Genomic DNA, 25,382 nt, shown 5'->3' with positions numbered 1-25,382 from the left:
GGCGTTTCGTTGAATCGCCATCACGATCCAACTTTTTGTTGGGGCATGATCTTTCTCCGAAAACCGGCTCCCACTTTTCAGGATCATGCCTAACGCCCGGCGGAAGAAAGCTCAACTCGCGACCTGCCGCGACTTGCGAAGCATATCGCCGACGGAAAGCCACACGGCGGACAGCAGGAAGTAGAAGGCGCCGAACGCGGCATAGGGCGCGACATTGGCGATGCCGATGGCTTCCGCGCCGCCCGCCATCTTGACGAAGAAGAGGCCGGCCAGCGCCGACTGGGCGCCGCTCAGTATCATCGCCCACTGCGCGCCGTTGGTCTTCCAGCGACGAACCGCCGTCAGCAGTTGAAATGCGCCGGAGACGACGGCCCAGACACCATAGACCGCGAGCACCGCGTTCATGCCGCGGCCAAGCGCGATGGCGACCGCGATCGCGGTGACGATGCTGACGACGAAATTGAGCAGCTGCGATCCGTTGCCGCGAAGCCCTCCGCTGCGCCGCGCGTCGACGTAGTTCGCAAGCGCGTCCCATAAGGGGTAGGCGACCAGCATGATTGCGGCGAGCGGCGGGACTGTCCTCGCGACGGTAACGGCCGCCAGGACCCAGGCAGCCGATACGGCAAAGCGCAGATAATAGTAGCTTTTGAGCCAGCCGTTTGAGGACTGGGCGCGGTTCTGACCGTTCGTTCGTGCAGACATGACGATAATCTTCCTTTGGTTTTGCTACCTACCTACTAGAAGGTAGATGACGATCCGTCAAGCTGGTTTCGAAGTGGCCGCCTGGAGCAATTCCAGGAAAAGTGTGAGCGGCCAGGTTCGGCGACTCGCCGTAGCCTTCCGTCCGGAATTGCGTAAAAACAAAGGGATAGAGCGGTTCGCCGTTTCCGTGAAACGGTGAAACGCTCTTCAGCGCCCTCGCCTACTCCGCCAGATCTACAGTCTCGGTGGAATGCTCGGTGCAGATGAAGCAGCAGGTGTCGCAGGGCTGGTCGTTGTCGGGGCCGACGCCGGCGGAGACCTGGTCGTTGCCGACCACCCAGGCGCCCCAGCAGATGCGCTCGCCCGGCTCGCAGGAGATCGGCACGGATTTGCGCGCCTTCGGCCGGATGAGGAACACCTTGTCGTCGCCCGGCCAGACTTTGTCGCTGTCGCGGCTGAACAGCTCCACCGCGACGCCATCCGAGCGCTGGTTGCGCACGAAGACCGACATGTCGGCGGCGAAGGCCGGCGAGGTGAGGAAAAGAACGGCGAGCAAAGCGCGAATCATGGCGAGGTCCCCGCGGGGAGTAGAGCACGGGTGGCGAAGCCGCGCGACCTCCCCTTCTCCCCTTGTGGGAGAAGGTGGATCGGCGCGCAGCGCCGAGACGGATGAGGGGTGCTCCAGCTTGGCGAAGACGTTCGCCGCAACGTGCGCATGGCCGACGCCTCACTCCGCTGGAACACCCCTCATCCGGCCGCTTCGCGGCCACCTTCTCCCACAAGGGGAGAAGGGGGAGCCCTACCTTCTCACCACCACATGCGGCGCGAATGTCTTCACGGCATCCACCAGATCCTCGCCGCGCACGTCGAGCGAGGAGATTTCCATGTGCACGGTGGTCTTGCCGAAGGGCATCAGGCCGAAGGCGTTGGCGGAGGAGTAACGGATTGCGTCGGGCGGCTCCTCGGTGAGCTCGAAATTGAGCATCGCCGCGCCCTTGCCGCCGGCGGCGAGCCGCACGCTGCGCACCTTGTTCCACGGCACCAGCACATCGCCGGCGCGACTATCGCGGAAACCTTGGCTGTTCAGCGTCACCTTGACCGACGTGTCGAAGGCGCCGCGCGCGATGAAGACGCCGAGCCCCAGGCAGGCGGCGCTAAGCAGCGCGATCCACAGCACATGCCCGCCATCCGCGCCCGACGCCACGCCCTGCAGCGCGCCGAAGCCGAAAATGCCGCCAAGCAGAAATGGACCGAGGGCGGGGAGGATCTTTCCCGAAGGGCTGTTGCGGATTTCGAGCGGCGCGGCCATCGCCTTCCCACTCAACGCTCCGCTTTCAGCAGCGTCCAGATCCAGCCGGTGAAGGTGAGGACCAGGAACGGATAGCCGAGCGCCGGCAGCGGCGCCGAGGTGGGCAGAAGCGGCGCGCCCCACAGGATCATCAAGACCGAGACGGCGAAGAGCAACGCGGCGACGAAAGCGGTCAGCCGCATCCAGAGCGCGAAGGTCGCTTGCGCGCTGACCATGACCAGCCCCGCCGCCCACAGCGCAATGCCGCCGGCATAGGAAGGCACGCTCGCCTGCAGCCCCGCCGCATTGCCGGCCAGAAGCAGGCTTTCGCCGGCCAGGAAAGTCAGGAAGCCGGCCGCGACGAGATCATTGCCCAGCCGCTGGTATTTCATGGTGAGGAGTGCTGCGGCAACAACGATCGCCACGCCATCGATGGCCCACAGCGTCTCGCGCAGCGCGTCGCTGCCAACGAAAGTGCCCGCCATGCCCAGCGCGCCGCCGATGGCGAGGCCGATTGCGGAGATGGTGTCCAGAGTGGAGCGCATGTGATGTCTCCCCTAGCCGGGGAGAGGATACGCCAGGGTGAGACGTTTTCAATGGGTGGTCAGTTGTCCGGATGCAGCGGATCGCGCGTTCCGCGTTTCCTTTGCCCATCACAGTTGTGGCTCAACAGTTCTCTGTAGCCGATCGCTCTTCGTCAATCAGGCGATATTGGCGATGCATCATCGAGGGTCGAATAAGCGAACATTCAACCTACTATCGAATCACTCGACTCATAGGGTTAGTACCCCAGATCAGCCGCGCAATTTGGAATCGTAGAAGTTATTTAATTGTCTTGGCCTTAACTATCCCCAGATTCCACAGGCAGCCCCTCCGATAAGAGAGATTCAAGTCTCCCCACCTAACCGTATGATAATCCTCTGAAATTCACTGACCGGATACTGACCACCGATTATCATCCAACTCGTTCGAGAAAACTACGAGAAAATGCCTATTGTTTGAAATTCGATATTCCCCATATGTTCCCTCCAGAAGCGGAGGGTTCTATGGAAAACAGTGAGGTCTATCTGCGGGCGATGATGTCGCTGGTGGCTCGGCAAACATTCTCACCAGAGCGGTTGGCAGAGATTGTGACGCCAGTTTCCAACGCAAAGACATATGAGGCTTTTAATCTTTGCGACGGAACGCGCACCCAATCCGAAATAGTAAATTTGCTCAAAACAGATGCAGGCCAGCTCAGTAAGTCAATTAAGAGGTGGATCGATGAAGGCGTTATGATCAGGGTGACAGAAGGTGGCAAGGACAGGCCAGTCCATGTCTATCCGGTTCCCGATCGTTTCATACAAAGCGCAAAGAAGAAAGATGGGACGAAAAAAGATGGCTGAGGACGCGCTTGCAGCGAAGATCGATACGCTAATTCGCCTTCAAGCGCACCTCGCGATTGCCGGATTAGGGTCGCAGCACCAGAAGATTTTGTTTCTGGGTCGAGTGGGCCTCAGTACAGCCGAGATTGCTGATATTTTGGGAACAACAGTAAACACCGTTAGCGTGGCGCTTTCAAACGCGCGCAAGGATGGCGCCCTTAGGAGGTCGGCCGCAAAGGCCAATCGAGGGACTGGAGAGAAAAATGGCCAAGAATGATGCTGAGATCAGCAAACTGAGTTCGATAGAGAAACTCTTAGTTCTCGGCCTTGTAAGGCAAGGCTTGAAACAATCTCAAGTAGCTTCCGCCCTTGGTATGCATCGAACCAGCCTTAGCCGTTGCTTCCCCAAAGGTCTATTAGCTGAAATAGCCAGCAAAAAACTCAGCAGAAATCAGGATATCGATGATGGACAAGAAGCAAGCGGATGATCTTCTCTCCGAGATGCGCTCGATAAAGAAGCTGCTTATTCTCCAGTTGCTAAGAACTGATATCTCTCAGAGGCAGATCGCATCCATGCTTGAAATTAGCGAAGCCACCATGAGCAGAATGATTCCAAAAGGGGTAAATGCGAAGAAGTTGAAAGTTCCTGCGATTTCAAAGGGCTCAGGTGAAGCCGAACTTTGAGGCGTCAGTTTGCAGGGTCTCACGAAGCAAGGAAATTCCAATAGATGATCGAGCAAGTCGTGTCATCGCAGACTGCGAGCCATCTTCCAGAAAAGCTTGAATTCTTTGCCAAAGCGCTTCGCGGGGATGACGCTTACAGCATGTTCCTTACTGTGTCCAAAGGCCACAAAAAGCCGAAATTTGTCAGCGAGCTAGCCGCTCAAATGAAAATTTCGAGTGTGAGAGTCTCTCAAGTTGCTGCTCGCTTGGCCAATTTAGGGATAATCAGTAAGGGTAGAGGCAAGAATCCTAATACTGGAAGAACTGAAAATTACTACGAAAAGCGTCATGATATTGACGTTCTAAAGGGAAAAATAATCCGTCTGAGGAACAATCCATCCGCTCTTTCAACGTTAGTTACTATGAGGCGGCCTAGCACGTCAGCCAGCAAAATTGTGTCCTTTATCAAAGCAAAGCCAGTTGTGCCGGTCAAAGGAACTCGCGGCCGCTTAAAGGTCAAGGTGGCCGCTCTGCGAGTCGCCTTCCTGGGGACCAACCCAGAATCATCAAGACCTCTGCGGACGGATATCGAGGCTCGAAACTTAGCTCGTGCTTTGAAAGCAACTACCAATCGCGACTCAATTGAAATTCGCTACGTGCCGGCCGCAGAGTGGGCTGATCTTTTGGCAACGATGAACGAATTTAAGCCTCACATCGTGCATTTCTCGGGTCATGGTGGTGACCAAGGAGTTCTTTTCGATAATGAGAGCGTCTATGACGACGGCGGGATAGAAATTGATTACAAGCTCCTTAACAGTTTTATCGGTGCAACCGGTAGCAAGCCGGATCTGTTGGTTCTCAACGCCTGCGACACGGTCAAAGGTGCTCGAATATTTCTGAAAACCGTTAAGGCGGTCGTTGCGATGTCATCAAATATAGACGACTTAGCTGCGACGTATTTCTCACGATTCATGTATGTTGCCTTGGCTGAGGGGCAGTCGCTATCGAAGTCCGTGGCACAAGGTAAGCTGGCTCTAGCTGCAATGAGATTGCCCGACGCATCTTTGCCGACGTTAATACACTCGGCCGATATTGACCCGGACACGATTTCCTATTTCTAGATAACCGACGACGATGTGTCATGTACTACTGTCGGGAGGGCATCGGGCAATTGACGCTGCAGTTCAGGTGGAGGGCGTTGTTCTCTGTAGACTTGTTGGTTAGTGGGTCCGATCAAACCCGATCGGGCAACGGTCCCATCCATATAAGGCCCTGCCGCCTCTGATAACGTCACTTGGCGTGATAAGCGCCTCCAGATGATGCGGATCTATAGCTATAGTATTTTCCCTTGGTGCTCGACTCGCGTACGCTGAGCTTGATTGGAGGCGAGCATGCCTTGCAACGGTCGGAACCACAAACCTAACTGCACATGCGGCTTTAGCGGTGGGCGACATTCGCGATCACACACATTCCAATGGAAAGGATGGAAGCGCGCCACCATCCGCAGTTACGGCAATCGCCCTTGGTCCAAGTGTCCGGTCTGTCAAGTTGGCGTCTACTACATTTCTGGGTCGCGCGGCGGGGGTGCTTTTTTCGACTGCCTTGGTCCACCATGGACGTTACACCCTTGCACCAACAAAAGGCTCAAATATTCGCCCTTCGGGCGTACTGGCCGGCCAAAGTTGAGGGTGCTCAAAACCGTACTACAAGAGAACGGTTTCCTGCCGCTAATCGTGAGAAGAATCGAGAGCATTAATGGCGGCTCCATTTTGCATGGTGTCATGTGGGACACGCCCACTGCACTTCACCTTGGAACGATGGAGGTCTTGGACCTAGACATACATAGGCCCGTGTATGTCCGCCGGGACGACTCAGGCTGGGCAATGGTGAGTTACTTCCCAACAGATGACATCGAACCCATCAATATCTGGATGAGAGAGGATACTTTTGGGCCGCTAGACCTACTCATGGACCCTCTGCGCAGCATGGGCATCGGCAGGTAGTCTGTTGTCGCAGGAGTACTGAGAGCGAACGTCAGATCAAATCACCGCACTGCCCCAGCCCCCGGGATGGGACGACCCTCTGCCTCCGGCAGATGCCACCCGGATTTACGGACGCATCAACTTGGTGTGTCGATGCGTCCGGCCGAAGGCCGTCCCGTCTCAATCCCCCATCTTCAGCGCCTGGATAAACGCCTCCTGCGGGATATCCACCTTGCCGAACTGCCTCATCCGCTTCTTGCCCTCTTTCTGCTTGTCGAGCAGCTTGCGCTTGCGGGTCACGTCGCCGCCGTAGCATTTGGCGGTGACGTCCTTCCGCAGCGCCGAGATGGTCTCGCGGGCGATGACCTTGCCGCCGATCGCGGCCTGGATCGGGATCTTGAACAGATGGTGCGGGATCAGCTCCTTCAGCTTCTCGCACATGGCGCGGCCGCGCTTTTCCGCAGCGGTGCGGTGCACCAGCATGGATAGGGCGTCGACCGGCTCCTCGTTGACCAGGATCGACATCTTGACCAGGTCGCCCTCGCGATAGTCGGTCAGGTGATAGTCGAAGGAGGCGTAGCCCTTGGAGATCGACTTCAGCCGGTCGTAGAAATCGAACACCACCTCGTTGAGCGGCAAATCGTAGGTGAGCATGGCGCGCTTGCCGACATAGGAGAGGTCGGCCTGGATGCCGCGCCTGTCCTGGCAGAGCTTCAGGATGCCGCCGAGATAGTCGTCGGGGGTGAGGATGGTGGCGCGGATCCACGGCTCCTCGATCGAGGCGATCTTGACCACGTCGGGCATGTCGGCCGGGTTGTGCAGTTCCTTCACCGAGCCGTCATTGAGGTTCAGACGGTAGACGACGGAGGGCGCGGTGGCGATGAGGTCGAGGTTGAACTCGCGCTCCAGCCGCTCCTGGATGATTTCCAGATGCAGCAGGCCGAGGAAGCCGCAGCGATAGCCGAAGCCGAGCGCGGCGGAGGTTTCCATTTCGTAGGAGAAGGACGCGTCGTTGAGGCGGAGCTTGCCGACGGCGGCGCGCAGGTCCTCGAAATCGGCGGCGTCGACCGGGAACAGGCCGCAGAACACCACCGGCTGCGCCGGCTTGAAGCCCGGCAGCGCCTTTTGCGTCGGGCGGCGGTCCTCGGTGATGGTGTCGCCGACGCGGGTGTCGGCCACTTCCTTGATCGAGCCGGTGAAGAAGCCGAACTCGCCGGGGCCGAGCTCGTCGACATTGACGCGGGCCGGCTTGAACACGCCGGTGCGCTCGACGAGATACTTTGCGCCCGTGCCCATCATGCGGATGGTCTGGCCCTTCTTCATCACGCCGTCGATGATGCGCACCAGCACGATGACGCCGAGATAGGCGTCGTACCAGCTGTCGACCAGCATCGCCTTCAGCGGGGCGTTGATGTCGCCCTCGCGCGGTGGCGGCAGCTGGTGGACGATCGCCTCCAGCACGTCCGGCACGCCGAGGCCGGTCTTGGCCGAGATCAGCACGGCGTTGGAGGCGTCGAGGCCGATCACCTCCTCGACCTGCTCGCGGATGCGCTCGGGCTCGGCCGCCGGCAGGTCGACCTTGTTCAGCACCACGACGATCTCGTGGTTGTTGTCGATGGCCTGGTAGACATTGGCCAGCGTCTGCGCCTCGACGCCCTGGGAGGCGTCGACCACCAGCAGCGAGCCCTCGCAGGCGGCGAGCGAACGCGACACTTCGTAGGCGAAGTCGACATGGCCGGGCGTGTCGATGAGGTTCAGCACATAGTCCTCGCCGTTCCTGGCGCGGTAGTTCAGCCGAACGGTCTGGGCCTTGATGGTGATGCCGCGCTCGCGCTCGATATCCATCGAATCCAGTATCTGCTCCTTCATGTCGCGCTCCTCCAGCGTGCCGGTGAGCTGGATCAGCCGGTCGGCAAGCGTGGATTTGCCATGGTCGATATGGGCGACGATGGAGAAATTGCGGATGTGGTCGAGGGGCGTCGTCATGCGGCGCGCTTTAGCAGGGGCGGGGTTGAGGGGCAAGCGGCGGGGCAATCTCCCCCTTCTCCCCTTGTGGGAGAAGGTGTCGCCGAAGGCGACGGATGAGGGGTGTTCCAGCTTGGCGGCGCCGCTTATCCAGTCGGAGTTCGCCGACGTCCCATTCCGCTGGAACACCCCTCATCCGTCTCGGCGCTGACGCGCCGATCCACCTTCCCCCACAAGGGGGGAAGGGAAGATCACGCACCGCTCACGAAATATTCAAACGCGCTTAAACATTCATGCACCGCTTTGGCGGATGCTCCGGATGGTAGACCGGCTTGCCGCCCGAGATGACGAAGGCCCTCGAAATGTTCAGTTTTGTGCAAAGATTCCGGCTTGCCAGGGCGGCGATGCAATTCCTCGCATGCCGCGACGGCTCGATCATGCCGATGATGGCCATCCTGACGATCCCGATCGTGGCGGCAATCGGCTTTTCGGTCGACTATACCTCGGCGGTGACGACCCGAAGCGACATGCAGAACGCGCTCGACGCCGCAATCATCTCGATCACCACGCTGCCCACCACGACAAGCTTTTCCGACCGGCAGACGTCGCTGCAGCAGGCCTATGCCGCCAATGCCGGGCAGGGCACGGCGACGCTGACCGGGGTCAATGTCGACAGTTTCGGCACGGCGACCTTCACCGCCACGGCCAGCTACCCGATGCCGACCACCTTCATGCAGGTCGCGCGCATCAACAACGTGCAGGTCGGCGTCGGCTCCTCGGTGCGCAAGACCCCGGCGCTGGTGCAGACCTCGTTCAAGGTGACGAAGGTGTCGGGCTACTGGGCGAAGACGATGATCCTGTGGGGCACCAAGTTCGGCCAGACCACCGCCCAGAAGCTGATGACGATCAGCTACACCTATAATGGCTACGGCGATCCGAAAGGCTACGGCACCACGGTGGTGAACACCGTCAACGGGTCGACCTCGACGACGGTGCAGACGCAGGCGTGCACCACCGGCACGCTGAAGAGCCTGCAGAAGAGCGTGCCGTCCGGGACGACCATCCAGACCGACGGTTACGGCACGACCTATTACTGCGTCGATACATTCACCCCGGCCAATGGCGCGGGCGCGGTGATCGACGTCAGCCAGATGGACCAGCTCTATCTCGAAATGGACGTGCCGTCGGGCAACCCGAAGGTGCTCAAGTCAAACGATCCGACCACCTCGAACCGGCTCTATATCGGCACAAGCCCGACCGACATGCCGGAAGTGGCGACCGGCCAGACCGTCAATATCTTCACCGCCGTGCCCTGCGGCCAGACCGGCTACCAGGCCTGGGAAGACGGCGGCAGCGCGGTGCCGACGCCGGTCTCCAACGCCGACTTCTTCTACACCGTGCAAGGCAAATGCGACTACAACCAGCGCCCGTCGGAGACGGTGCTGACGCAGTAGCGGCGCCCTCTCCTTCTCCCCTTGTGGGAGAAGGTGGATCGGCGCGCAGCGCCGAGACGGATGAGGGGTGTTGGACGGAGCTCAGCGTCCAGCTAATCTGGCGCAATGCCGCACCAACCCGTCACTCAAGCCAAACGCAGTTTTGCCCGCACGCTTCGTCGTGAAATGACGGAAGCGGAGCACAAGCTATGGCAGGAGCTGCGCGACCGTAGGCTTGATCGGATCAAGTTTCGCCGGCAAGTGCCCATTGGAAAATACGTCGCCGATTTCGCTTGCCTCGAGGCGCGTCTCATCGTCGAGCTTGACGGTAGCCAGCACGCGGACTCGGAACCGGATTTGGCTCGCGGAGCTGAGCTGAAGGCGAAAGGGTTTCGGGTGTTGCGCTTTTGGAACGGCGATGTCCTGAAGGATATGGACGGCGTCTGTGATACGATTATCGCGTATGTAAAAGATGCTGGCTTGCAGCCCTGGCGGTGAGCTGGGTCAACCTCGACGCCAAGCTGGAGCACCCCTCATCCGTCTCGGCGCTGCGCGCCGAGCCACCTTCTCCCACAAGGGGAGAAGGGGAAGCGCTGCCCCCATCACAAACCGGTGAAGCTGTAACGAAGCCTTCCACCGCGGCGAAATGGGAGCATGACCCCACAGTGGAGACTGCTTCCCATGACCGGATTGAAGACAAGCCTGCTCGCCGGCGCGATGCTTGCGGCCACGCTCGGCGCCGCGGCCGCGCAGCCGCTGACCGTGGTCGAGCTGTTCACCAGCCAGGGCTGCTCGTCCTGCCCGCCGGCCAACGCCAACCTGATCAAGGTCAAGGACCAGCCCGGCGTGCTGGCGCTGTCGTTCAACGTCACCTATTGGGACTACCTCGGCTGGAAGGACACGTTCGGCCGCAAGGAGTTCACCGACCGCCAGGTAACCTACGAGCCGTCGCTCGGCCATGACGGACCGTTCACGCCGCAAGTGGTGGTGAACGGCAGAAGCGACGGCGTGGGCGCCGCGCCCGGCGAGATCCAAAGCCTGATCGCCAAAGGCGGTCAGACGCGGGGCCCCGAGCTTTCGCTCGACAAGGCCAAGGTCAGCATCGGCGCCGGCAAGGCGCCGGGCGGCGGCGCCGACATCTGGCTGGTGCGCTACACGAGAGGCGTCGTCGAGGTGCCTGTGGCGCGCGGCGAAAACACCGGCCGCACGCTGCCGCACGCCAATGTCGTGCATGCGCTGACAAAGCTCGGCAGCTGGCACGGCGCGGCCACCACGCTGCCGCTGCCGGCGGCCACGGGCGGCTTGAGCACCGCGGTGCTGGTGCAGGCGCAAGGCGGCGGGCCGATCCTGGCCGCGGCCGCCAACTGATCTTTCTTTTCCCTTCGCGCGGGGCCGCATTGGAGCGGCAACGCTTCACCAAGGCCCGCATACGCGCGCGCCAAAACCCAAGGAGACTATCATGACCAAGTTCCTCACGCTGCCGGCGCTGGCCTTCGCGCTTTCCGCCGCCGTCTTCGTGGCCGGCGCCCGCGCCGACGACGCGACCAACGCCATGAAGCCCGCCAACGCTATGGCGACCGACGCCATGAAGCCGGCGGCGGACGCCATGAAACCGGCCGACGCCATGAAGCCCGACGCGATGAGCACCCAGGCGATGAAGCCCGCGACGGATGCGATGAAGCCGGCCACGGACGCCATGAAGCCGGCACAGTAAGTCGGGCAAATCGCATAGGGCAGCGCAGCCCCCGCTCCGTCTCGGCGCTACGCGCCGAGCCACCTCTCCCCCGCTTTGCGGGGGCGAGGAAACGCCAATCGCCGGGCGCGCGGCCTCCGCATCCTGGTTCCTCTCCCCCGCCAAAGGCGGGGGAGAGGGGGAGCGCCGTCGGCGGTTACACACCGCCGCACGGCAAAGTGAGAACCTTCCGGCGGCTTCAAGTCGTATATAATGGAACAACAACAAGGAGACGCAACATGAACGGCATAACGACAAAAGCCGCGCGGCCATTCTTGACCCGTGGCGCGCTGGCGGCGCTGGCGCTGAGCGCGGCGGCGGCCGTCTTCTGGCAGAGCCCGGCCCGCTCGGCCGAGGACGCGGTGGTGATCCCGCCGCCGTCAGTGGACGAAAAGGCGGCGAGCGGCAGTGAGAAGGCGATCTTCGCCGGCGGCTGCTTCTGGGGCGTGCAGGGCGTGTTCCAGCACGTCAAGGGCGTCAGCAAGGCGGTATCCGGTTATACCGGCGGCAGCGCCGAAAACGCCGTCTATGAAGTGGTCGGCACCGGCCGCACCGGGCACGCCGAATCCGTCGAGATCACCTACGATCCGTCGAAAATCACCTATGGCAAGCTGCTGCAGGTCTATTTCTCGGTCGCGCACAATCCGACGCAGCTCAACTACCAGGGGCCGGATTCAGGCACCCAGTACCGCTCGACGATCTTCGCCGAGAATGAGGAGCAGAAGAAGGTCGCCGAGAGCTACATCGCCCAGCTCGACAAGGCCAAGGTGTTTCCGAAGCCGATCGTCACCACGCTCGAGACCGGCAAGACCTTCTACCCCGCCGAGGATTACCATCAGGACTTCCTGACGCTGAACCCGACCTATCCCTATATCGTCTACAACGACCTGCCCAAGATCGAGAATCTGAAGTCGCTGTTCCCGCAGCTCTACAGCGAGAAGCCGGTGCTGGTGCTGGCCTCCAGCAAGAGCTGACGAAGGCTGGTCTCCCGGCACAGGGATTTCGACCGCCGGCCATGCCTGTGCTGGCCGGCGGCTTGCATTGGCGGTTGGCCGAAACGCCCACCCAGTCGTCATCCACGGGCGGAGCAAGGAGCGAAGCGACGCGGCGCAGACCCGAGGATCCATGCCGTGACTTCCGAGCGCTGCCGCGGTGCAGATCCTGCTGCGCTGCATTCCGCAGTTCAGGTCACGGCATGGATTCCAGGGTCTGCGCGACGCCGCTTCGCGGCTGCTCCGCCCTGGAATGACGAGGCTGAGGGGCTTGCGCCAATCTCCGAGGTTTGCGCCGACTTCACGAAAAGGAACGGTGAAAATCCCCCCGCCGACAAACGGCAAGCTAGCCGCTCGCACTTTCGGTTTGGAAAGCTATCCGCCCTTTGTTTTGCTGGCAAACAGAACACAGTGTGAAGCAGTTCATAGAATTATACTTGACGCTGCAAAACATTGACATCCGATCTTCTGCCGCCGCATAATCATCGCTGTCACCTTTCGAACATTCTGTTTCAGGGCCCTGCTTCCGGCACGGATACTTGTTGGCTGCATTGGTGGGCCGGACATGCCGGCCGCGCTTTGGGAACAACGGCAGATGCGGAGGAACGACAAATGGCTGTCGAGATAAAAGTATCCGTCTACACCAATGGCGACGACGCCTTCGTCGCCTGGGCGCCGAGCGACTTCATCGCCGGATGCCGGGGTTTTCTGCTCGAGCGCGGCCGCAAGGCCGGCGCCACCGAGAAGATCGAGCCGGTGGAGAACCGCGTCGGCTTCACCAAGGACAAGCCGAAATCGGGCGACCACCGGCCGTCGGACGTGTGGCCGTTCCAACGCTTCAACTGGACCGACCATGCGGCCGATGTCGGCAATGTCGTGCGCTACCGGGTGACCGCGATGATGAGCGCCGGACCCGGCAAGCCGCTGACCAAGGGGGTGTCGAGCGACTGGACGGACTGGCACACGCTTGCCACCGACGCCGGCGGCGGCTTCTCCTGCTATTTCAACCGCGGCCTGGTGCTGTCGCAATTCGTCGCCCGCTACATGGCCAAGAACAAGCTCTCGCCGGCGGCGTTCAAGAAGAGCCTGCAGACCAATGGCGACGCGAAATTCCGCGCTTTCCTGGAAGGCGATCTCGGGCTGCGCATGGTCGGACTGACGCAAGGCGCCGGCGACGAGCTGCATGCCGCGCTCTATGAGCTCGGCGACGCGACGCTGGAGACGGCGCTGATCGGGCTCGGGCCGCGGCTCAACCTGATCCTCGCCAACGGCTCCGACAAGAGCGGCGACGGCAACCAGGATGCGCGCAAGAACCTCAACGATCACGGCATTCCAACCATCGACCGGATGCTGAAATCGAAAGGCCTCGGCCACAACAAGTTCGTCGTCGTGTCCAAGGACGGCGAGCCGAACATGGTGTGGACGGGCAGCACCAACTGGAGCACGACGGGCCTGTGCACGCAGGTCAACAACGGCTTGCTGATCGAGGACGCGGCGGTGGCGGCGCATTTCCGCACGCATTGGGACCTGTTGAAGGACGCCTCGCCGCCGAAGACCGACCCGGCCAATTTTACGCCGGCGCTGATGGCGGACAACGACGCCCCCAAGACCTTCACCGTCGGGACAGCCAAGACGACCGTCTGGTTCACCCGCACCTCCGACGGCGCCGACATGGCGGCGTTGCGCGACGTCATCACATCGGCCAAGCAAGCGGTGCTTTTCCTGATGTTCACGCCGGGCAAGCAGGGGCTGCATACGCTGGCCGGCCAGCGCGCCCGGGAAAAAGGCATGTATGTGCGCGGCGTGGTCTCGACGCTGAGCGCGGACGAGGGCGGCACCGAACAGAACTTCCTCGACATCGACCTGGTGAGCAGCGACCGGACATTCACGCCCGACCGCTACGCGGTGGCGCAGCCGCAAGGCCTCGACGCGCCGCTCGGGCCGTGGATCGCCGAGGTCAACCGGCGCACCTTCCTGTCGCAGATCGGCCACGCCATCGTGCACTCGAAGATCCTGGTGACCGACCCGCATTCGAACGACTGCGTGGTGGTGACCGGCAGCCACAATTTCTCGGCGCCGGCGAGCGAGAAGAACGACGAGAACCTGGTGATCGTGCGCGGCCACCGGAAGCTCGCCGCCGCCTATGCCACCTACGCGATGTCGGTCTACAGCCACTATCGCTACCGCTCCTACATCCGCGAGATGCGGGCGCAAGGCAAGACGCCGTGGAGCTACCTCGACGACGACGACCAGTGGCTGAAGACCGAGCTCAGGACCAAGGCGCAGGAAATCGCGTTCTGGACGGCGCAGGGTTAGTTTCCTTCTCCCTGCATGCGGGGAGAAACAGGCTGTCACTGTCCAGAACTGTCAGCAGCGGCGTCGATTCACGGTTGCACCGGGCGGCAACCGCCCTATATCAAGTCACCTTTTCCAGCCGGCCGAATTTCAGCATGTCATCCATCATCTCGATCTCCGGTGTCACGAAAACCTATGCCACCGGTTTCGAGGCGCTGAAGGAAATCAATCTCGACATCGAGCGCGGCGAGATCTTCGCACTGCTCGGACCGAACGGCGCCGGCAAGACGACGCTGATCTCGATCGTCTGCGGCATCGTCAACCGCTCGTCGGGCTCAGTCAGCGTCGACGGCCACGACATCTCCAAGGATTACCGCGCGGCGCGCAGCCTGATCGGGCTGGTGCCGCAGGAACTGACCATCGACGCCTTCGAAACGGTCTGGGCGACGGTGAACTACAGCCGCGGCCTGTTCGGCAAGGCGCCCAACACAGCGTTCGTCGAGAAGGTGCTGCGCGACCTGTCGCTGTGGGACAAGAAGGATTCCAAGGCGATCACGCTGTCGGGCGGCATGAAGCGCCGGCTGATGATCGCCAAGGCCCTGGCGCACGAGCCGCGCGTGCTGTTCCTCGACGAGCCGACGGCCGGCGTCGACGTCGAGCTGCGCCAGGACATGTGGGCGATGGTGAGGCGCCTGCGCGAGGACGGCGTCACCATCATCCTCACCACGCACTATATCGAGGAAGCCGAGGCGATGGCCGACCGTGTCGGCGTCATCAACAAGGGCGAGATCATCCTGGTCGAGGACAAGGCCGAGCTGATGCGCAAGCTCGGCCGCAAGCAGATGAGACTGGAGCTGCGCGCGCCGCTTGCCGCCATGCCCGACGGGCTTTCCCGCTATTCATTGGAGCTGTCCGCTGACGGCAACCAGCTCACCTACACCTATGACAACCAGAGCGACCGTCCAGGCGTCGCCTCACTGATCCGCGACCTCGAGGCGGCCGGCATCCAGTTCCGCGATCTCGACACCAAGAACAGCTCGCTCGAAGAGATCTTCGTCAATCTCCTGAGGCAAGAGCCATGAACCTGCGCGCGGTATGGGCGATCTACCGGGTGGAGATGGCGCGCGCCTTCCGCACGGTGCTGCAGAGCATCATCTCGCCGGTCATCTCGACATCGCTCTATTTCGTCGTCTTCGGCTCGGCCATCGGCTCGCGCATCAACGAGATCGACGGCATCCCCTACGGCGCCTTCATCGTGCCCGGCCTGATGATGCTGTCGCTTCTGACGCAGTCGATCTCGAACGCCTCCTTCGCCATCTATTTCCCGAAATTCGTCGGCTCGATCTACGAGCTCCTGTCGGCGCCGGTCTCCTATCTGGAGATCATCATCGCCTATGTCGGTGGCGCGGCGACCAAGTCGATCATGCTCGGCCTGATCATCCTCGCCACCGCGGCCTTGTTCGTGCCGCTCAGGATCGAGCACCCGTTCTGGATGATCGCCTTCCTGGTGCTGACGGCGGTGACCTTCAGCCTGTTCGGCTTCATCATCGGCATCTGGGCAAAGACCTTCGAGCAGCTGCAGCTGGTGCCGCTCCTGATCGTCACGCCGCTCACCTTCCTCGGCGGCAGCTTCTATTCGATCCACATGCTGCCCGGCATCTGGAAGACGATCACGCTGTTCAACCCGGTCGTCTACCTGATCAGCGGGTTCCGCTGGAGTTTTTATGGCAAGGCCGATGTTTCGGTCGGCGTCAGCCTCGGCATGACCCTGGTGTTCCTGGCCATCTGCATCGCGATCGTGGCCTGGATCTTCAAGACCGGGTATCGGTTGAGGAACTGACCGGACCGACGTTCGTCGTAGCTGTGGTTCCAGGAAAATCCGAAATGCCGGCGGCGCCTAGTGATCTTCTCTTAGTAGCTCCGCTAGATCGCCTTGATCAACCTCAACAGCCCCAGCATCTCCACGAAAGTCCCCTTGCGGAACGCGATATAGGTCGGCTCCTCGACGCCGTGGAAGCGGCGCTTGAAGGCTGCCTGGCCCTGCAGGTTGAAGCGCGAGCGGTTGACCCAGGGCGAGTTGTAGGCGCGCTGGAAGGCGTTGCGCCAGAAATCCGATTCGGCGAAGCCGCTCGGCTCGATGTCGAGCAGCGGCGAGAGGCCGAGCGTCACCTGTGAGATGCCTTCCTCGCGAAAGCGGTCGACGGCGAATTTGGTCAGGCCGATTTCGGCATGCGGCGTCGCGTCGACCTGCTTGCGCTTGAAGGAGGTGGTGTAGCCGATCACCTTGCCGTCGCGAAACAGCGGGTCGAAATCGAGAATGGCGAGAAGCCGACCCTCGGGGCTGTGCAATAAGAAGCGGCGCATGTCGGCGCCGAGCTCTTCGGAGAAGCGGCGGTTGAGGAAACCCATCTCCCAGCGCTTGATGATGCGCTCCTTGCGCCAGTCGGCGGACAGCTGCTTGATCTCGTCCTGCAGGATGTCGCCCCTGGCCTCGGCGAGGGTAAAACTCTTCTTGGTCAGCCAGCGCTCGGAATAGCGCACGGTCTCGTTGCGCTTGCCGGAAAAATCATGCGCCGGCAAAAGCAGCCTGGTGTCGATGCCGAGGCGGTTGACCTGGTAGCCGAGGCCGGCCAGCACCTTGGCCGTGTCGGCGCCGATCTGGACGAACCAGGGGCGGCCGGCGGCCTCGACAAAGCGCTTGATATAGGCCGGGCGGTCGGCCGGATCGGCGACCGGGTCGCCCAGCGCAAAATGACGGCTCATCTTGGTGCCGAAGGCGATGTAGCCGTCGCCATCGCTGAAATAGGACAGTTTCTTCTGCACGGCGGTGGAATAGGCGAGCGAGAAATCGCCGTGGCGGCGCACCAGCGCCAGGCGCTCCTCATCGGCCAGTTCGCGCCGCGGAACCTTGGGCGCCACGGCATCGAGAAGCCTGTCAAAATAGATGCGCAGGGGCGCCATGAGCTCCGCGTGCCAAGAAGTGATGACCTGCCGCCCTCAGGTCGCGAATCGCTGGTGACCGCTGCCGGCCACGTCGCGTCAGCGCGATATAGGATGCAATTGGCGGCGAATGAAGGGCAAACGTCCGAAAGCGTCCGTATCGTCCGTCGGCCACCGCAACAGGGCGCGAGCTTCGTCGCGGGCCGGATCGCGGCACGCGGCGAGGTTGCGTTCCCGCATGCCTATGCAGCGGCGACCGGCTTTACGAATCGATCGGTTTCGCCCGAGGAACAGAATGAACATGGCGGTGGTTCAACGCGCCGGATAATTGACGTAGGAGATTGGCTCAAGGCGCCGTGACTTCGTCATCCACGGGCGGAGCGGGAGCGAAGCGGACACGTAGACCCGAGGATCCATGCCGTGACTCTAAGGCGGCGCTGCAGCGGTGCAGAATTCTGCTCCGCTGTACTCTACGACCAAGGTAACGGCATGGCAACTGTGTTCACGCAAACGCAGTTTTGTCGCGAATGATAGCGTTGAGGACGACCAAGAGCTTCCTTGCGACGGCGATGATGGCGAGCTTCTTGGAGCCCGACCGGGCAGCAAGGGCTGTGTAGAAGGACTTGAACCGGTCGCAGGTTCTGATGGCCGTGAGGGCTGCCATATAGAGGGCGCGGCGCACGCGTGATCGCCCGCCTTGGATCTGGCTCCTGCGGTTGAGCTTGCCGCTCTTGTTGTCGAACGGGGCAAGGCCGACGAGTGCTGCGATCGCCTTGGGTGAGCGCTGGCCGAGCTCGGGCAGGAGCGCCAGCAGCGAGAGCGCGCCGACCTTGGAGACACCGGGCACGGAGACCATCAGCGCATGGTCGCGAGCGGTGTCCTGGTTTTGACGAATGACTTCGGCAATCTGGCTCTCGAACGCCTTGATGCGCGTGTCGAGGAAGGCGATCGTCTCTTCCAGATCGGCAATGACGACCTCCTCGAAAGCCTCGGCGAGGTGCTTCTTCAGCGCTGCCCGCATATTGACCAAGTGATCGCGGTGGCCGGCAAGCGATTGAAGCCGCTCGACTTCTTCGCTCGGCGCCGGCTCGGCTTCAGGGCTATAGCGACGGCCGTAGTCGCTCAGCATCCTGGCATCGAGAGGATCGGTCTTGGCGCGCCGGCGCGTCGACTTCGAATAGTGGTGGGTATGGGCCGGGTTGTGCCGCGAGAACGGCACGCCGGCCTTGGCCAGCGCATGGCGCAGGAGCCGGTCATGCACCCCTGTCGCCTCCATGACGACGAAGTCCCGACTGGGATCAAGACCCGCCACATAGGCCGCGATCGCATCGGCCTGGTTGTCGATGCGCCGAAGACGGCCGCTTGTCTCATCAAAAAAGTCGAGCCACTGCTTGGAGATGTCGCAGCCGACATAGTTCTGGGCTATCATGTCCACGCCTCTTCCTGTGGTGCGGGGTCTGCTTCGAACAGCCCCGTGCAACTGTTCAGGTTGATGGTTCACCTGTGGGAAGGGACCGGGCCATGCCACGGCCTGTCCGAAAGGACGACCAGGATCCACTCGGTCTCCTTCCCACTTCAACCATACACCAGAACCAACACACAGGATTCCAGGGTCTCCGCGACGGAGCTTCGCTCCTGCTTCGCCCTGGAATGACGACGTTGGGGAGGTTTCGGCCAATCCCCAACGTCCGTGATCATGCATGCCGATGCGGCAGCAACTCACACCGCGATCTTGCCGCCGCCCTGCTTCGTAATCGCGACGACCGAAGGCCGCACCGGCATGTCCGGCTTGAAGTCCGGCCAGCGGGTCGACGGATCCTCGTAGTAGGACGGACGGCCAAAGCCTTCCCAGTCCTCGCCGCCATCGCCCGGATGCTGGACGGCGACGAAAGCCGTCTGGTCGTCCGGCGCGAAGAGCGGGCCGCACATTTCGGCGCCGATCGGCACACGGAAGAACAGTTTCGAAGTCGCCCGCGCCGGGCCTTCGGTGTCGACCGCCCAGAGGCCGTCGGTGCGGCCGGTGGCCTTCGGGCCCTGGCCGTCGGTGGCGACCCACAGCCGCCCGGCGGAATCGACGGCGCAGTTGTCCGGCATGCCGAACCAGCCATGGGCGGTGGTCGCGGTCGAGAAGGTGGCGCCGACATCGGCCACCGACGGATCGCCGCATTTCAACAGCACTTCCCACTTGCCCTTGGCAGCGGCGAAGTCGCCGCCATCCTCGACGATCTCGATGATGTGGCCGAAGGCGTTGTCGGCGCGCGGGTTGGCGGCGTCGACCTGCTCGGCCTTGCGCTTGGAATTGTTGGTCAGCATGACATAGACCTTGCCGTTGCCGGCATTGGGCTGGATATCCTCCGGCCGGTCCATCTTGGTGGCGCCGAGCAGGTCGGCGGCGCGCCGCGTCTCGATCAGCACGTCGGCCTGGGACGCAAAGCCGTTCTCCGCCGTCAGCGGGCCCTGCCCGAACACGATCGGCATCCATTCGACCGAACCGTCCTCGGCGAACTTCGCCACATGCAGCGTGCCGTCGTCGAGCAGGTTCATGTTGGCCGCGCGGTCATCGGGATTGAACTTACCGGCGGTGACGAATTTGTAGACATAGTCGAAGCGCTCGTCGTCGCCGAGATAGAAGACGACGCGGCCGTCCTTGGCGACGATCGATTCGGCGCCCTCATGCTTGAAACGGCCCATGGCGGTGCGCTTCCGCGGCACGGAGTTGGGATCGTTGACGTCGACCTCGACGATCCAGCCGAAACGGTTCGGCTCGTTCGGCTCCTTGGCGAGGTTGAAGCGATCGTAATGCGCGCCCCACTCATAAGCGCCTTCCGGAATGCCGAGGCGCTTGTAGTTGGCGGCCTCCTTGTGGCCCGCCGGCAGGTCGCCGGAAAAGTAGCCGTGGATGTTCTCCTCGGCCATCACATAGGTGCCCCAGGGCGTGACGCCGCCGGCGCAATTGTTCATGGTGCCGATGACCTTCGTTCCGGACGGATCGGCATTGGTCTTGAGGCGATCATGCCCGGCGGCCGGACCGGACAGCGCCATTTCGGTGTTGGAGGTGATGCGGCGGTTGAGCTTGCCGTCGCGCACCACCTGCCACTTGCCGTCCTGCTTGCGGATCTCGACGATGGTGCCGCCATGCGCGGCCATCTCGACATCGACCTGCTGCTTCGAAAGCGGTGCGACCTCGGCCTTCTTCTTCCCGTCCTTCTCGACGACCGAAACGATGCCGGGGAACATCAGATGCGGGTTGGTGTATTCGTGGTTGACGACCAAAATGCCGTGCTCGGCCGAGCCGTCGATCGGGATATAGCCGACATAGTCGTTGTTGTAGCCGAACTGCCTGGCCTGTGCCTCGGCCGACTGTTTTGTCGGATCGAACTCCGGCGAGTCGGCGAAGAGCGGATCGCCCCAGCGCAACAGCACGTCGGCGTCATAGCCCGGCGCGACATGGTGCCTGTCGTCGATGCCGGTCTCGAGCTCGTCGAATTTGAAGGCCGAGCCTTCGGCAGCGCGCGCCTCGTCGGCGGCGACCAGGGCCAGCGGGCTGACGGTGGCGGCGATGGCCGAGACAGCCAGCGAACCCATGAGGAAGCCGCGGCGCGAGAAACGCGCGGCGATGATCTCGCCCATGGTGCGGTTGTCGGTCGGGTTGACGGGCGGGCCGTCATTTTCCTCGAGCTGGCTGGTCCGGAAACGGGTCTCAGGGGTCACGGTCATGTTGTTCCTCTGGCTTCTTGAGGTGGCTGGGGATTTGACCTTTCGACCCCTAAAGCGCGCCGATCACATTTTCGTGACATGGATTCGGCGTAGCCCATCGCTGGTGGTCGATGCCGGCCCCTTTCTCCCCGTACAGTAGCCTACCGTGCACACATCTTCTGTGATTGGCGTGCCTGATCAGGCCGAGGCTTGATTGCCACGTGGTTCCCCCAATCCGTCGCTGCTTCGCAGCGCCACCTCGCCAAAGACCAGCCGCTTGGAAATCTGTGCATGCCGTAGGTACGGTGACGGGGAGAAGGAGGCTTCGCCGCGATCAGCTTGACGGCTTCGCCCGCTTCGGAAACAAGGGCGGCGGCCGGCGCGGCGACGGCGTTCAAGAAGGGACGGCAAGTGAGTTTCTGGGGACTGGCGCAGCTCGGCATTTCGACGGTGATGTTCCTGCTGGCGGCGATGGTGGCCAAGCACTGGGGGATGGCGCCGAGCCTGGCCAAACTGCTTTTGACATTGGCGCTCTACACGGCGGGCAATCTGATCATGCTGCGGCTGGTGCGCGAGTTCGGCATGTCGGTATCGTTCAGCCTGTCGGCGGTGATCCAGCTTGTCGCGGTGAATGCCGTGGCGCTCGTCTTCTTCGGCGAACGGCTGAACACGCTCCAGGCGACCGGGGTGGTTCTGGCGATCGCCGCCGTCGCCCTGATCACGCTCGGGCCCTATATGCAGAAGCTCTAACCCTCGAGCCTCTCATGAAGCCATCCTCCGGCGCGCTGTTTGCAAAGATAGAATTCCCCCTGCTCCTGGCCGGGCTGGCCATCGCCGGCTGTCTGTGGGGCTTCGAGGAATTGATGGAAGTGGCGCGCGCCACGACCCCGCACGCCTTCGATACGGAAATCCTGCTTGCCTTCCGCCACGCCGGGCAGCCGGACAGTCCGATCGGCCCGCCCTGGCTGGAGGGCGCGGTGCGCGACATCACCGCGCTGGGCAGCACCGCCGTCCTGGTGCTGATCACGACGGCGACGATCGTCTATCTGCTCTTGATCCGCAGACCGGCGACAGCCCTGTTCATGTTCGCGGCCGTAGCGGGCGGGCAGGTGCTTTCCAGCCTGCTCAAGCTCGAGGTCGACCGGCCGCGCCCCGACCTCGTCTCGCATCTCGTCACCGAGACGTCGCTGTCCTTTCCAAGCGGCCACGCGATGCTGTCGGCGGTGACCTATCTGACCCTCGGCTCGCTGGCGGCCCGCTTCCTGCCGGACCGCAGGTCGAAAGTCTTCGTGCTTGGCCTTGCCGTCCTCACCACGGTGCTGGTCGGCACCAGCCGCGTCTATCTCGGCGTGCACTGGCCGTCCGACGTGCTTGCCGGCTGGTGCGCGGGCTTCGCCTGGGCCATGCTGTGCTGGCTCGCGGCGCGGCTGTTGCAGCGGCGCAAAGTGGTGGCCGACAGCGATTGACCGATGGTTGACGCATGTAAATTGACGCTTTAGACATTGTAATATTTACAATTTACATCTTCCATAGCTTCAAAAACGGATTCCGGCCGATGATCACTGCCGCACAGATGCGCGCCGCGCGGGCGTTGACCGGCATCGACCAGAAGACGCTCGCCGAGCGCGCCGGGGTCTCGCTTCCAACGATCCAGCGCATGGAAGCGAGCGACGGCGTCGTCCGGGGCGTGGTCGACACGCTGATGAAGGTCATCCAGGCGCTCGACGCGGTCGGCGTGGAGCTGATCGGCGAGAACCAGGCCAGCGAGCGCGGCGGCAGGGGCGTGCGCCTCAAGGCGACCGCGGCGCAGAGCCCGCAAGGCTAGTCTAAGCCATCCTTCACACCGCCGCTTCGATCGGCTCGGCAAGCTTCGGATTGGCGCGCGCGGCAATCAGGCAGCCGGCAACGATGAGGCATGCCCCTGCCAGCGTGGTCCAGGCCACTTTCTCGCCGAAGAAGAACCAGCCAAGCGCGATCGCCCAGATGAAGGCCGAGTATTCGGTCGGGATCAGATATTGCGCTTCGGCACGGGCGTAGGACCAGCTCATCAGAAATTGCCCGGCGAGCGACAGCAGCGCCACCCCCGCCAGGGGAAGCCAGAGATCGCTCGGCAGCGCAACGGCGAGCCAAGGTGCCGCGAGACCAAGGATGAGTGCGACGAAGAGGTTCTGGAACAGCATGATCTCGACCGGCCTGGCCAGCAGCGCCTGTTGCCGCGAGAGGATCAGATTGTAGGCATAGAACACCGTCGAGACGAGCACCGCGACCGTGCCGAGCAGGGCATCTTGCGAATGGCTGGCCGCCCCGAACTGGCCGGCCAATATGATCGCGACGCCCGCCATGCCGGCCAGCGACGCCCAGACCGCCTGCCGCCTTATGCGTTCGCCCAGCAGCAATGCCGCGAGCAAAAGCGCAAACAGCGGCGCGACGAAGCTGAGCCCGATCGCCTCGGCGAGCGGCAGCCTGGCCAGCCCCCAAAAGAACAAGACCAGGACGATGCCGACAATCGCGGCGCGCAGCGCATGCAGGCCCAGCACCGGAAGGGCCGGCTTGGAACGCGACCCCGCCGACCATGCCGCGCCGGCGACCATTGTGGCGACCACGCTGCGCCACAGCAGCGTGTTATAAACGCCGACTGCGATGGCCAGAGACTTCATTGCCGCATCCATGCCGGACAGCAGGAATATCGCCAGCGCGCATATGAGCACGGGGATCATCGGCGAAACGGCGCCGTTCAGGCTGGATGTCTTCACGTGGTTCATCTGCCGCCGCATATTCCGGCGCAAGCGGCGAAACCAGAGGCAGTCTGGGAGGATATGCCGGTCCAATCCCGATCGGCGTCGTTGCCGCCGTGACGACGTATATCAGCATCCCTGCAGCCAGCTAGCTACTGTCCGCAGCAGCCGCCACCTTTGGCCGACGTCGCCATATCCTTGAAGATCACGCAGTCTTGGCCGGGTCCTCCTGCGCACGCGGCGTTGCACCGTGTTACGAAGCTCTCCAGCCGCCGTTCAAGCAAACGAAGTTCGTTGAGTTTCTGGCGGACTTCGTCGAGGTGGGCCTGGGCGATGTCGCGCGTCTCCACGCAATCGCGCCTGCTGCTGATCGACAGGTCCAGCAAAACCCTGACCTGATCGATCCCGAAGCCGAAATCTCGGCATTGCTTGATGAAGGTCAGCCGCCCCAGATCATCATCGTCATAGGTGCGTTGACCTCCTGCCGTGCGTGGTGCCGGAGGCAGCAATCCGATCTCCTCATAGTAGCGGATGGTGGGTGTGGTGACGCCAGTGGCCTTGGCAAGCGCCCCGATGGTGAACACGCGGACGTGAAGATTCATCGCAAAAATACTCCTTGAACCTAAAGTTACTTGAAGGAGTACGCTGCCTTCAAGGTGATGCGAGAGGAAAGTTCGCTGATGGGCTTTTTCGGAAATCGTGTCGTCCTCGTCCGTTGGACGGCGGCAATGCTAGCCATCTCGGCGCTCCTATTTGCCGCCGCCGTCTTGATGGAAGGGGGCGAGCATCGGGAGCCCGCGAGCATCGCCGCGCAAAAGGAGGGCGTGAAAGCCCAGGAACAGGGCGGCCATGATGAAGCGGCCGAAGGCCCTACTGAGGACCAAGCTCGTAAGAGCGCTGAGGCCGGTGAAACGGGTAGTCACGCTGAGGCTGGAGAACCCGACAGCCGCACCGAAGAAACGATCCTTGGCATCAACCTCGAAAACCCCTGGCTGGTATGGGGGTTCGTCGGCGTCTCAATCTTACTCGCCGCCGCCGTCAGCCGGTTTGGGTCCATTGCACGGCCTGGCAACGCGGCGCTCTTGCTGGCCATCCTGCTGGCGGGTGTTGCTGCAATTCTCGACGGCCGCGAGGTCTTCCTGCAACTCGCTCGGGGCAACGCAAGCGTCTCCGGCCTCGCCGGGCTGACGGCGCTTGCTCACGCTGCGGTCGTTATCCTGGCCGTGCTGGCCTGGCAGGCCGCTTCCGGTCCAGGAATGGAGAAAGACACGCAATGAATATTGGCAAGACAACAGCAGGCACCAGCCTTGTTCTGGTGGCCTGCGCAGTTTGCTGTGGAACCCTGATTGCGCTGCCGATCACCGCCGCCCTCGCGGCCGTCGGTGTTGGCTTGGCATCGATCGGCCGGCTTGGCTTGGCTTTGGTGGTTGTCGCCGCGGGTGGGCTTTATCTTCTCTCGCGCCGGAAGGCCGTGCCCAACGCCACCTTTCAATCAGCGATGGCTCAGAGCGATTGCGGCTGCGGCCGTCTTGCCCCTCTGTGGTCGAGGACGATGCGCGACCGTCGCCTGCACCCTTGCCGGTTCTCCTAAGCAC

The 25,382-nt window shown here is 62.3% G+C and carries 28 protein-coding genes; 18 read left to right on the top strand and 10 right to left on the bottom strand.

The features are described from left to right. Nucleotides 1–111 precede the first annotated feature (111 nt). The 4 genes from WDX12_RS09400 to WDX12_RS09385 form a co-directional block, all read right to left on the bottom strand. Entirely contained in the window at nucleotides 112–702 is a 591-nt protein-coding gene (locus WDX12_RS09400) for a DUF308 domain-containing protein (protein WP_434724689.1), read from the bottom strand. 220 nt (nucleotides 703–922) lie between these two features. Beyond that, nucleotides 923–1,270 carry a hypothetical protein gene (locus tag WDX12_RS09395; RefSeq protein ID WP_434724688.1) on the bottom strand — a complete coding sequence of 116 codons (348 nt, stop codon included), beginning with the start codon at nucleotides 1,268–1,270 and terminating at the stop codon, nucleotides 923–925. A 231-nt stretch (nucleotides 1,271–1,501) separates the two neighbouring features. Then, nucleotides 1,502–2,011: a hypothetical protein gene (locus WDX12_RS09390; protein ID WP_434724687.1), complete on the bottom strand. Its 510-nt coding sequence runs from the start codon at nucleotides 2,009–2,011 to the stop codon at nucleotides 1,502–1,504. Between the two features lie 11 nt (nucleotides 2,012–2,022). Next, nucleotides 2,023–2,535: a hypothetical protein gene (locus WDX12_RS09385; protein ID WP_434724686.1), complete on the bottom strand. Its 513-nt coding sequence runs from the start codon at nucleotides 2,533–2,535 to the stop codon at nucleotides 2,023–2,025. A 501-nt stretch (nucleotides 2,536–3,036) separates the two neighbouring features. On the opposite strand from WDX12_RS09385, the gene WDX12_RS09380 reads away from it, so the two are divergent. From WDX12_RS09380 to WDX12_RS09360, 5 genes are read left to right on the top strand one after another with little or no spacing between them, the layout of a single operon-like run. Then, on the top strand, nucleotides 3,037–3,375 hold the full coding sequence (locus WDX12_RS09380) for a MarR family transcriptional regulator (protein ID WP_434724685.1): 339 nt from the start codon (nucleotides 3,037–3,039) through the stop codon (nucleotides 3,373–3,375). Next, complete coding sequence (locus WDX12_RS09375; RefSeq protein ID WP_434724684.1) at nucleotides 3,368–3,631, top strand: RNA polymerase sigma factor; 264 nt, start codon at nucleotides 3,368–3,370, stop codon at nucleotides 3,629–3,631. The genes WDX12_RS09380 and WDX12_RS09375 overlap by 8 nt, the downstream gene beginning before the upstream one ends. After that, nucleotides 3,618–3,842, top strand: a complete 225-nt coding sequence (locus WDX12_RS09370; protein ID WP_434724683.1) for a helix-turn-helix domain-containing protein — start codon at nucleotides 3,618–3,620, stop codon at nucleotides 3,840–3,842. The genes WDX12_RS09375 and WDX12_RS09370 overlap by 14 nt, the downstream gene beginning before the upstream one ends. Beyond that, on the top strand, nucleotides 3,820–4,038 hold the full coding sequence (locus WDX12_RS09365; RefSeq protein WP_434724682.1) for a hypothetical protein: 219 nt from the start codon (nucleotides 3,820–3,822) through the stop codon (nucleotides 4,036–4,038). Before WDX12_RS09370 ends, WDX12_RS09365 begins: the two co-directional genes overlap by 23 nt. Before the next feature lie 44 nt (nucleotides 4,039–4,082). Then, complete coding sequence (locus tag WDX12_RS09360) at nucleotides 4,083–5,138, top strand: CHAT domain-containing protein (protein ID WP_434724681.1); 1,056 nt, start codon at nucleotides 4,083–4,085, stop codon at nucleotides 5,136–5,138. 1,041 nt (nucleotides 5,139–6,179) lie between these two features. On the opposite strand, the gene lepA is transcribed toward WDX12_RS09360, so the two are convergent. Beyond that, nucleotides 6,180–7,985: a translation elongation factor 4 gene (lepA, locus tag WDX12_RS09355; RefSeq protein ID WP_320293852.1), complete on the bottom strand. Its 1,806-nt coding sequence runs from the start codon at nucleotides 7,983–7,985 to the stop codon at nucleotides 6,180–6,182. Nucleotides 7,986–8,326: 341 nt separating this feature from the next. Between lepA and WDX12_RS09350 the strand changes: the two genes are divergently transcribed. The 8 genes from WDX12_RS09350 (at nucleotide 8,327) to WDX12_RS09315 (ending at nucleotide 16,256) form a co-directional block, all read left to right on the top strand. Continuing rightward, nucleotides 8,327–9,418: a TadE/TadG family type IV pilus assembly protein gene (locus WDX12_RS09350; RefSeq protein ID WP_434724680.1), complete on the top strand. Its 1,092-nt coding sequence runs from the start codon at nucleotides 8,327–8,329 to the stop codon at nucleotides 9,416–9,418. A 105-nt stretch (nucleotides 9,419–9,523) separates the two neighbouring features. After that, nucleotides 9,524–9,895, top strand: coding sequence for an endonuclease domain-containing protein (locus WDX12_RS09345; RefSeq protein ID WP_434724679.1), 372 nt, complete (start codon nucleotides 9,524–9,526; stop codon nucleotides 9,893–9,895). A gap of 183 nt (nucleotides 9,896–10,078) precedes the next feature. After that, entirely contained in the window at nucleotides 10,079–10,765 is a 687-nt protein-coding gene (locus tag WDX12_RS09340; RefSeq protein WP_434724678.1) for a DUF1223 domain-containing protein, read from the top strand. 91 nt (nucleotides 10,766–10,856) lie between these two features. Beyond that, the gene (locus WDX12_RS09335) at nucleotides 10,857–11,111 is read left to right on the top strand and encodes a hypothetical protein (RefSeq protein ID WP_434724677.1); all 255 of its coding nucleotides are present in this window, start codon (nucleotides 10,857–10,859) and stop codon (nucleotides 11,109–11,111) included. Between the two features lie 257 nt (nucleotides 11,112–11,368). Then, nucleotides 11,369–12,103: a peptide-methionine (S)-S-oxide reductase MsrA gene (gene msrA, locus WDX12_RS09330; protein ID WP_320293847.1), complete on the top strand. Its 735-nt coding sequence runs from the start codon at nucleotides 11,369–11,371 to the stop codon at nucleotides 12,101–12,103. Between the two features lie 630 nt (nucleotides 12,104–12,733). Further along, nucleotides 12,734–14,437 carry a phospholipase D-like domain-containing protein gene (locus WDX12_RS09325; RefSeq protein ID WP_434724676.1) on the top strand — a complete coding sequence of 568 codons (1,704 nt, stop codon included), beginning with the start codon at nucleotides 12,734–12,736 and terminating at the stop codon, nucleotides 14,435–14,437. Nucleotides 14,438–14,571: 134 nt separating this feature from the next. After that, a complete protein-coding gene (locus tag WDX12_RS09320) occupies nucleotides 14,572–15,498 on the top strand; it encodes an ABC transporter ATP-binding protein (protein WP_434724675.1) in 927 nt (308 codons plus the stop codon). Continuing rightward, complete coding sequence (locus tag WDX12_RS09315; RefSeq protein WP_320293843.1) at nucleotides 15,495–16,256, top strand: ABC transporter permease; 762 nt, start codon at nucleotides 15,495–15,497, stop codon at nucleotides 16,254–16,256. The genes WDX12_RS09320 and WDX12_RS09315 overlap by 4 nt, the downstream gene beginning before the upstream one ends. 83 nt (nucleotides 16,257–16,339) lie before the next feature. Here the strand turns inward: WDX12_RS09315 and WDX12_RS09310 are convergent, their stop codons facing one another. The 3 genes from WDX12_RS09310 to WDX12_RS09300 all read right to left on the bottom strand — a co-directional run bounded on the left by WDX12_RS09310 (nucleotide 16,340) and on the right by WDX12_RS09300 (nucleotide 21,073). Next, a complete protein-coding gene (locus tag WDX12_RS09310) occupies nucleotides 16,340–17,377 on the bottom strand; it encodes a phosphatidylglycerol lysyltransferase domain-containing protein (RefSeq protein WP_434724674.1) in 1,038 nt (345 codons plus the stop codon). A gap of 481 nt (nucleotides 17,378–17,858) precedes the next feature. Continuing rightward, nucleotides 17,859–18,785 carry an IS110 family transposase gene (locus WDX12_RS09305; protein WP_434725596.1) on the bottom strand — a complete coding sequence of 309 codons (927 nt, stop codon included), beginning with the start codon at nucleotides 18,783–18,785 and terminating at the stop codon, nucleotides 17,859–17,861. A gap of 290 nt (nucleotides 18,786–19,075) precedes the next feature. Continuing rightward, on the bottom strand, nucleotides 19,076–21,073 hold the full coding sequence (locus WDX12_RS09300) for a PhoX family protein (RefSeq protein ID WP_434724673.1): 1,998 nt from the start codon (nucleotides 21,071–21,073) through the stop codon (nucleotides 19,076–19,078). Nucleotides 21,074–21,463: 390 nt separating this feature from the next. Here WDX12_RS09300 and WDX12_RS09295 point away from each other — a divergent pair, with 390 nt between their 5' ends. From WDX12_RS09295 to WDX12_RS09285, 3 genes are all read left to right on the top strand, one after another. Beyond that, complete coding sequence (locus tag WDX12_RS09295; protein WP_434725598.1) at nucleotides 21,464–21,802, top strand: hypothetical protein; 339 nt, start codon at nucleotides 21,464–21,466, stop codon at nucleotides 21,800–21,802. A 14-nt stretch (nucleotides 21,803–21,816) separates the two neighbouring features. Next, nucleotides 21,817–22,518: a phosphatase PAP2 family protein gene (locus WDX12_RS09290; RefSeq protein ID WP_434724672.1), complete on the top strand. Its 702-nt coding sequence runs from the start codon at nucleotides 21,817–21,819 to the stop codon at nucleotides 22,516–22,518. A gap of 89 nt (nucleotides 22,519–22,607) precedes the next feature. Beyond that, a complete protein-coding gene (locus WDX12_RS09285; protein ID WP_434724671.1) occupies nucleotides 22,608–22,877 on the top strand; it encodes a helix-turn-helix domain-containing protein in 270 nt (89 codons plus the stop codon). 13 nt (nucleotides 22,878–22,890) lie between these two features. On the opposite strand, the gene WDX12_RS09280 is transcribed toward WDX12_RS09285, so the two are convergent. Together WDX12_RS09280 and WDX12_RS09275 are read right to left on the bottom strand one after the other, a co-directional pair. Continuing rightward, complete coding sequence (locus tag WDX12_RS09280) at nucleotides 22,891–23,814, bottom strand: DMT family transporter (protein WP_434724670.1); 924 nt, start codon at nucleotides 23,812–23,814, stop codon at nucleotides 22,891–22,893. 125 nt (nucleotides 23,815–23,939) lie between these two features. After that, nucleotides 23,940–24,389: a MerR family transcriptional regulator gene (locus WDX12_RS09275; protein WP_434724669.1), complete on the bottom strand. Its 450-nt coding sequence runs from the start codon at nucleotides 24,387–24,389 to the stop codon at nucleotides 23,940–23,942. Nucleotides 24,390–24,419: 30 nt separating this feature from the next. On the opposite strand from WDX12_RS09275, the gene WDX12_RS09270 reads away from it, so the two are divergent. Together WDX12_RS09270 and WDX12_RS09265 are read left to right on the top strand one after the other, a co-directional pair. Continuing rightward, the gene (locus WDX12_RS09270) at nucleotides 24,420–25,064 is read left to right on the top strand and encodes a hypothetical protein (protein WP_434724668.1); all 645 of its coding nucleotides are present in this window, start codon (nucleotides 24,420–24,422) and stop codon (nucleotides 25,062–25,064) included. After that, nucleotides 25,061–25,378, top strand: coding sequence for a hypothetical protein (locus tag WDX12_RS09265; protein ID WP_434724667.1), 318 nt, complete (start codon nucleotides 25,061–25,063; stop codon nucleotides 25,376–25,378). Before WDX12_RS09270 ends, WDX12_RS09265 begins: the two co-directional genes overlap by 4 nt. Nucleotides 25,379–25,382: the final 4 nt, after the last annotated feature.

This window comes from Mesorhizobium sp. RIZ17, from assembly GCF_051127865.1.
GTDB lineage: Bacteria > Pseudomonadota > Alphaproteobacteria > Rhizobiales > Rhizobiaceae > Mesorhizobium > Mesorhizobium humile.
The sequence above is the reverse complement of the archived record's forward strand: the minus strand, read 5'-3'. Positions and strand labels throughout refer to the sequence as shown.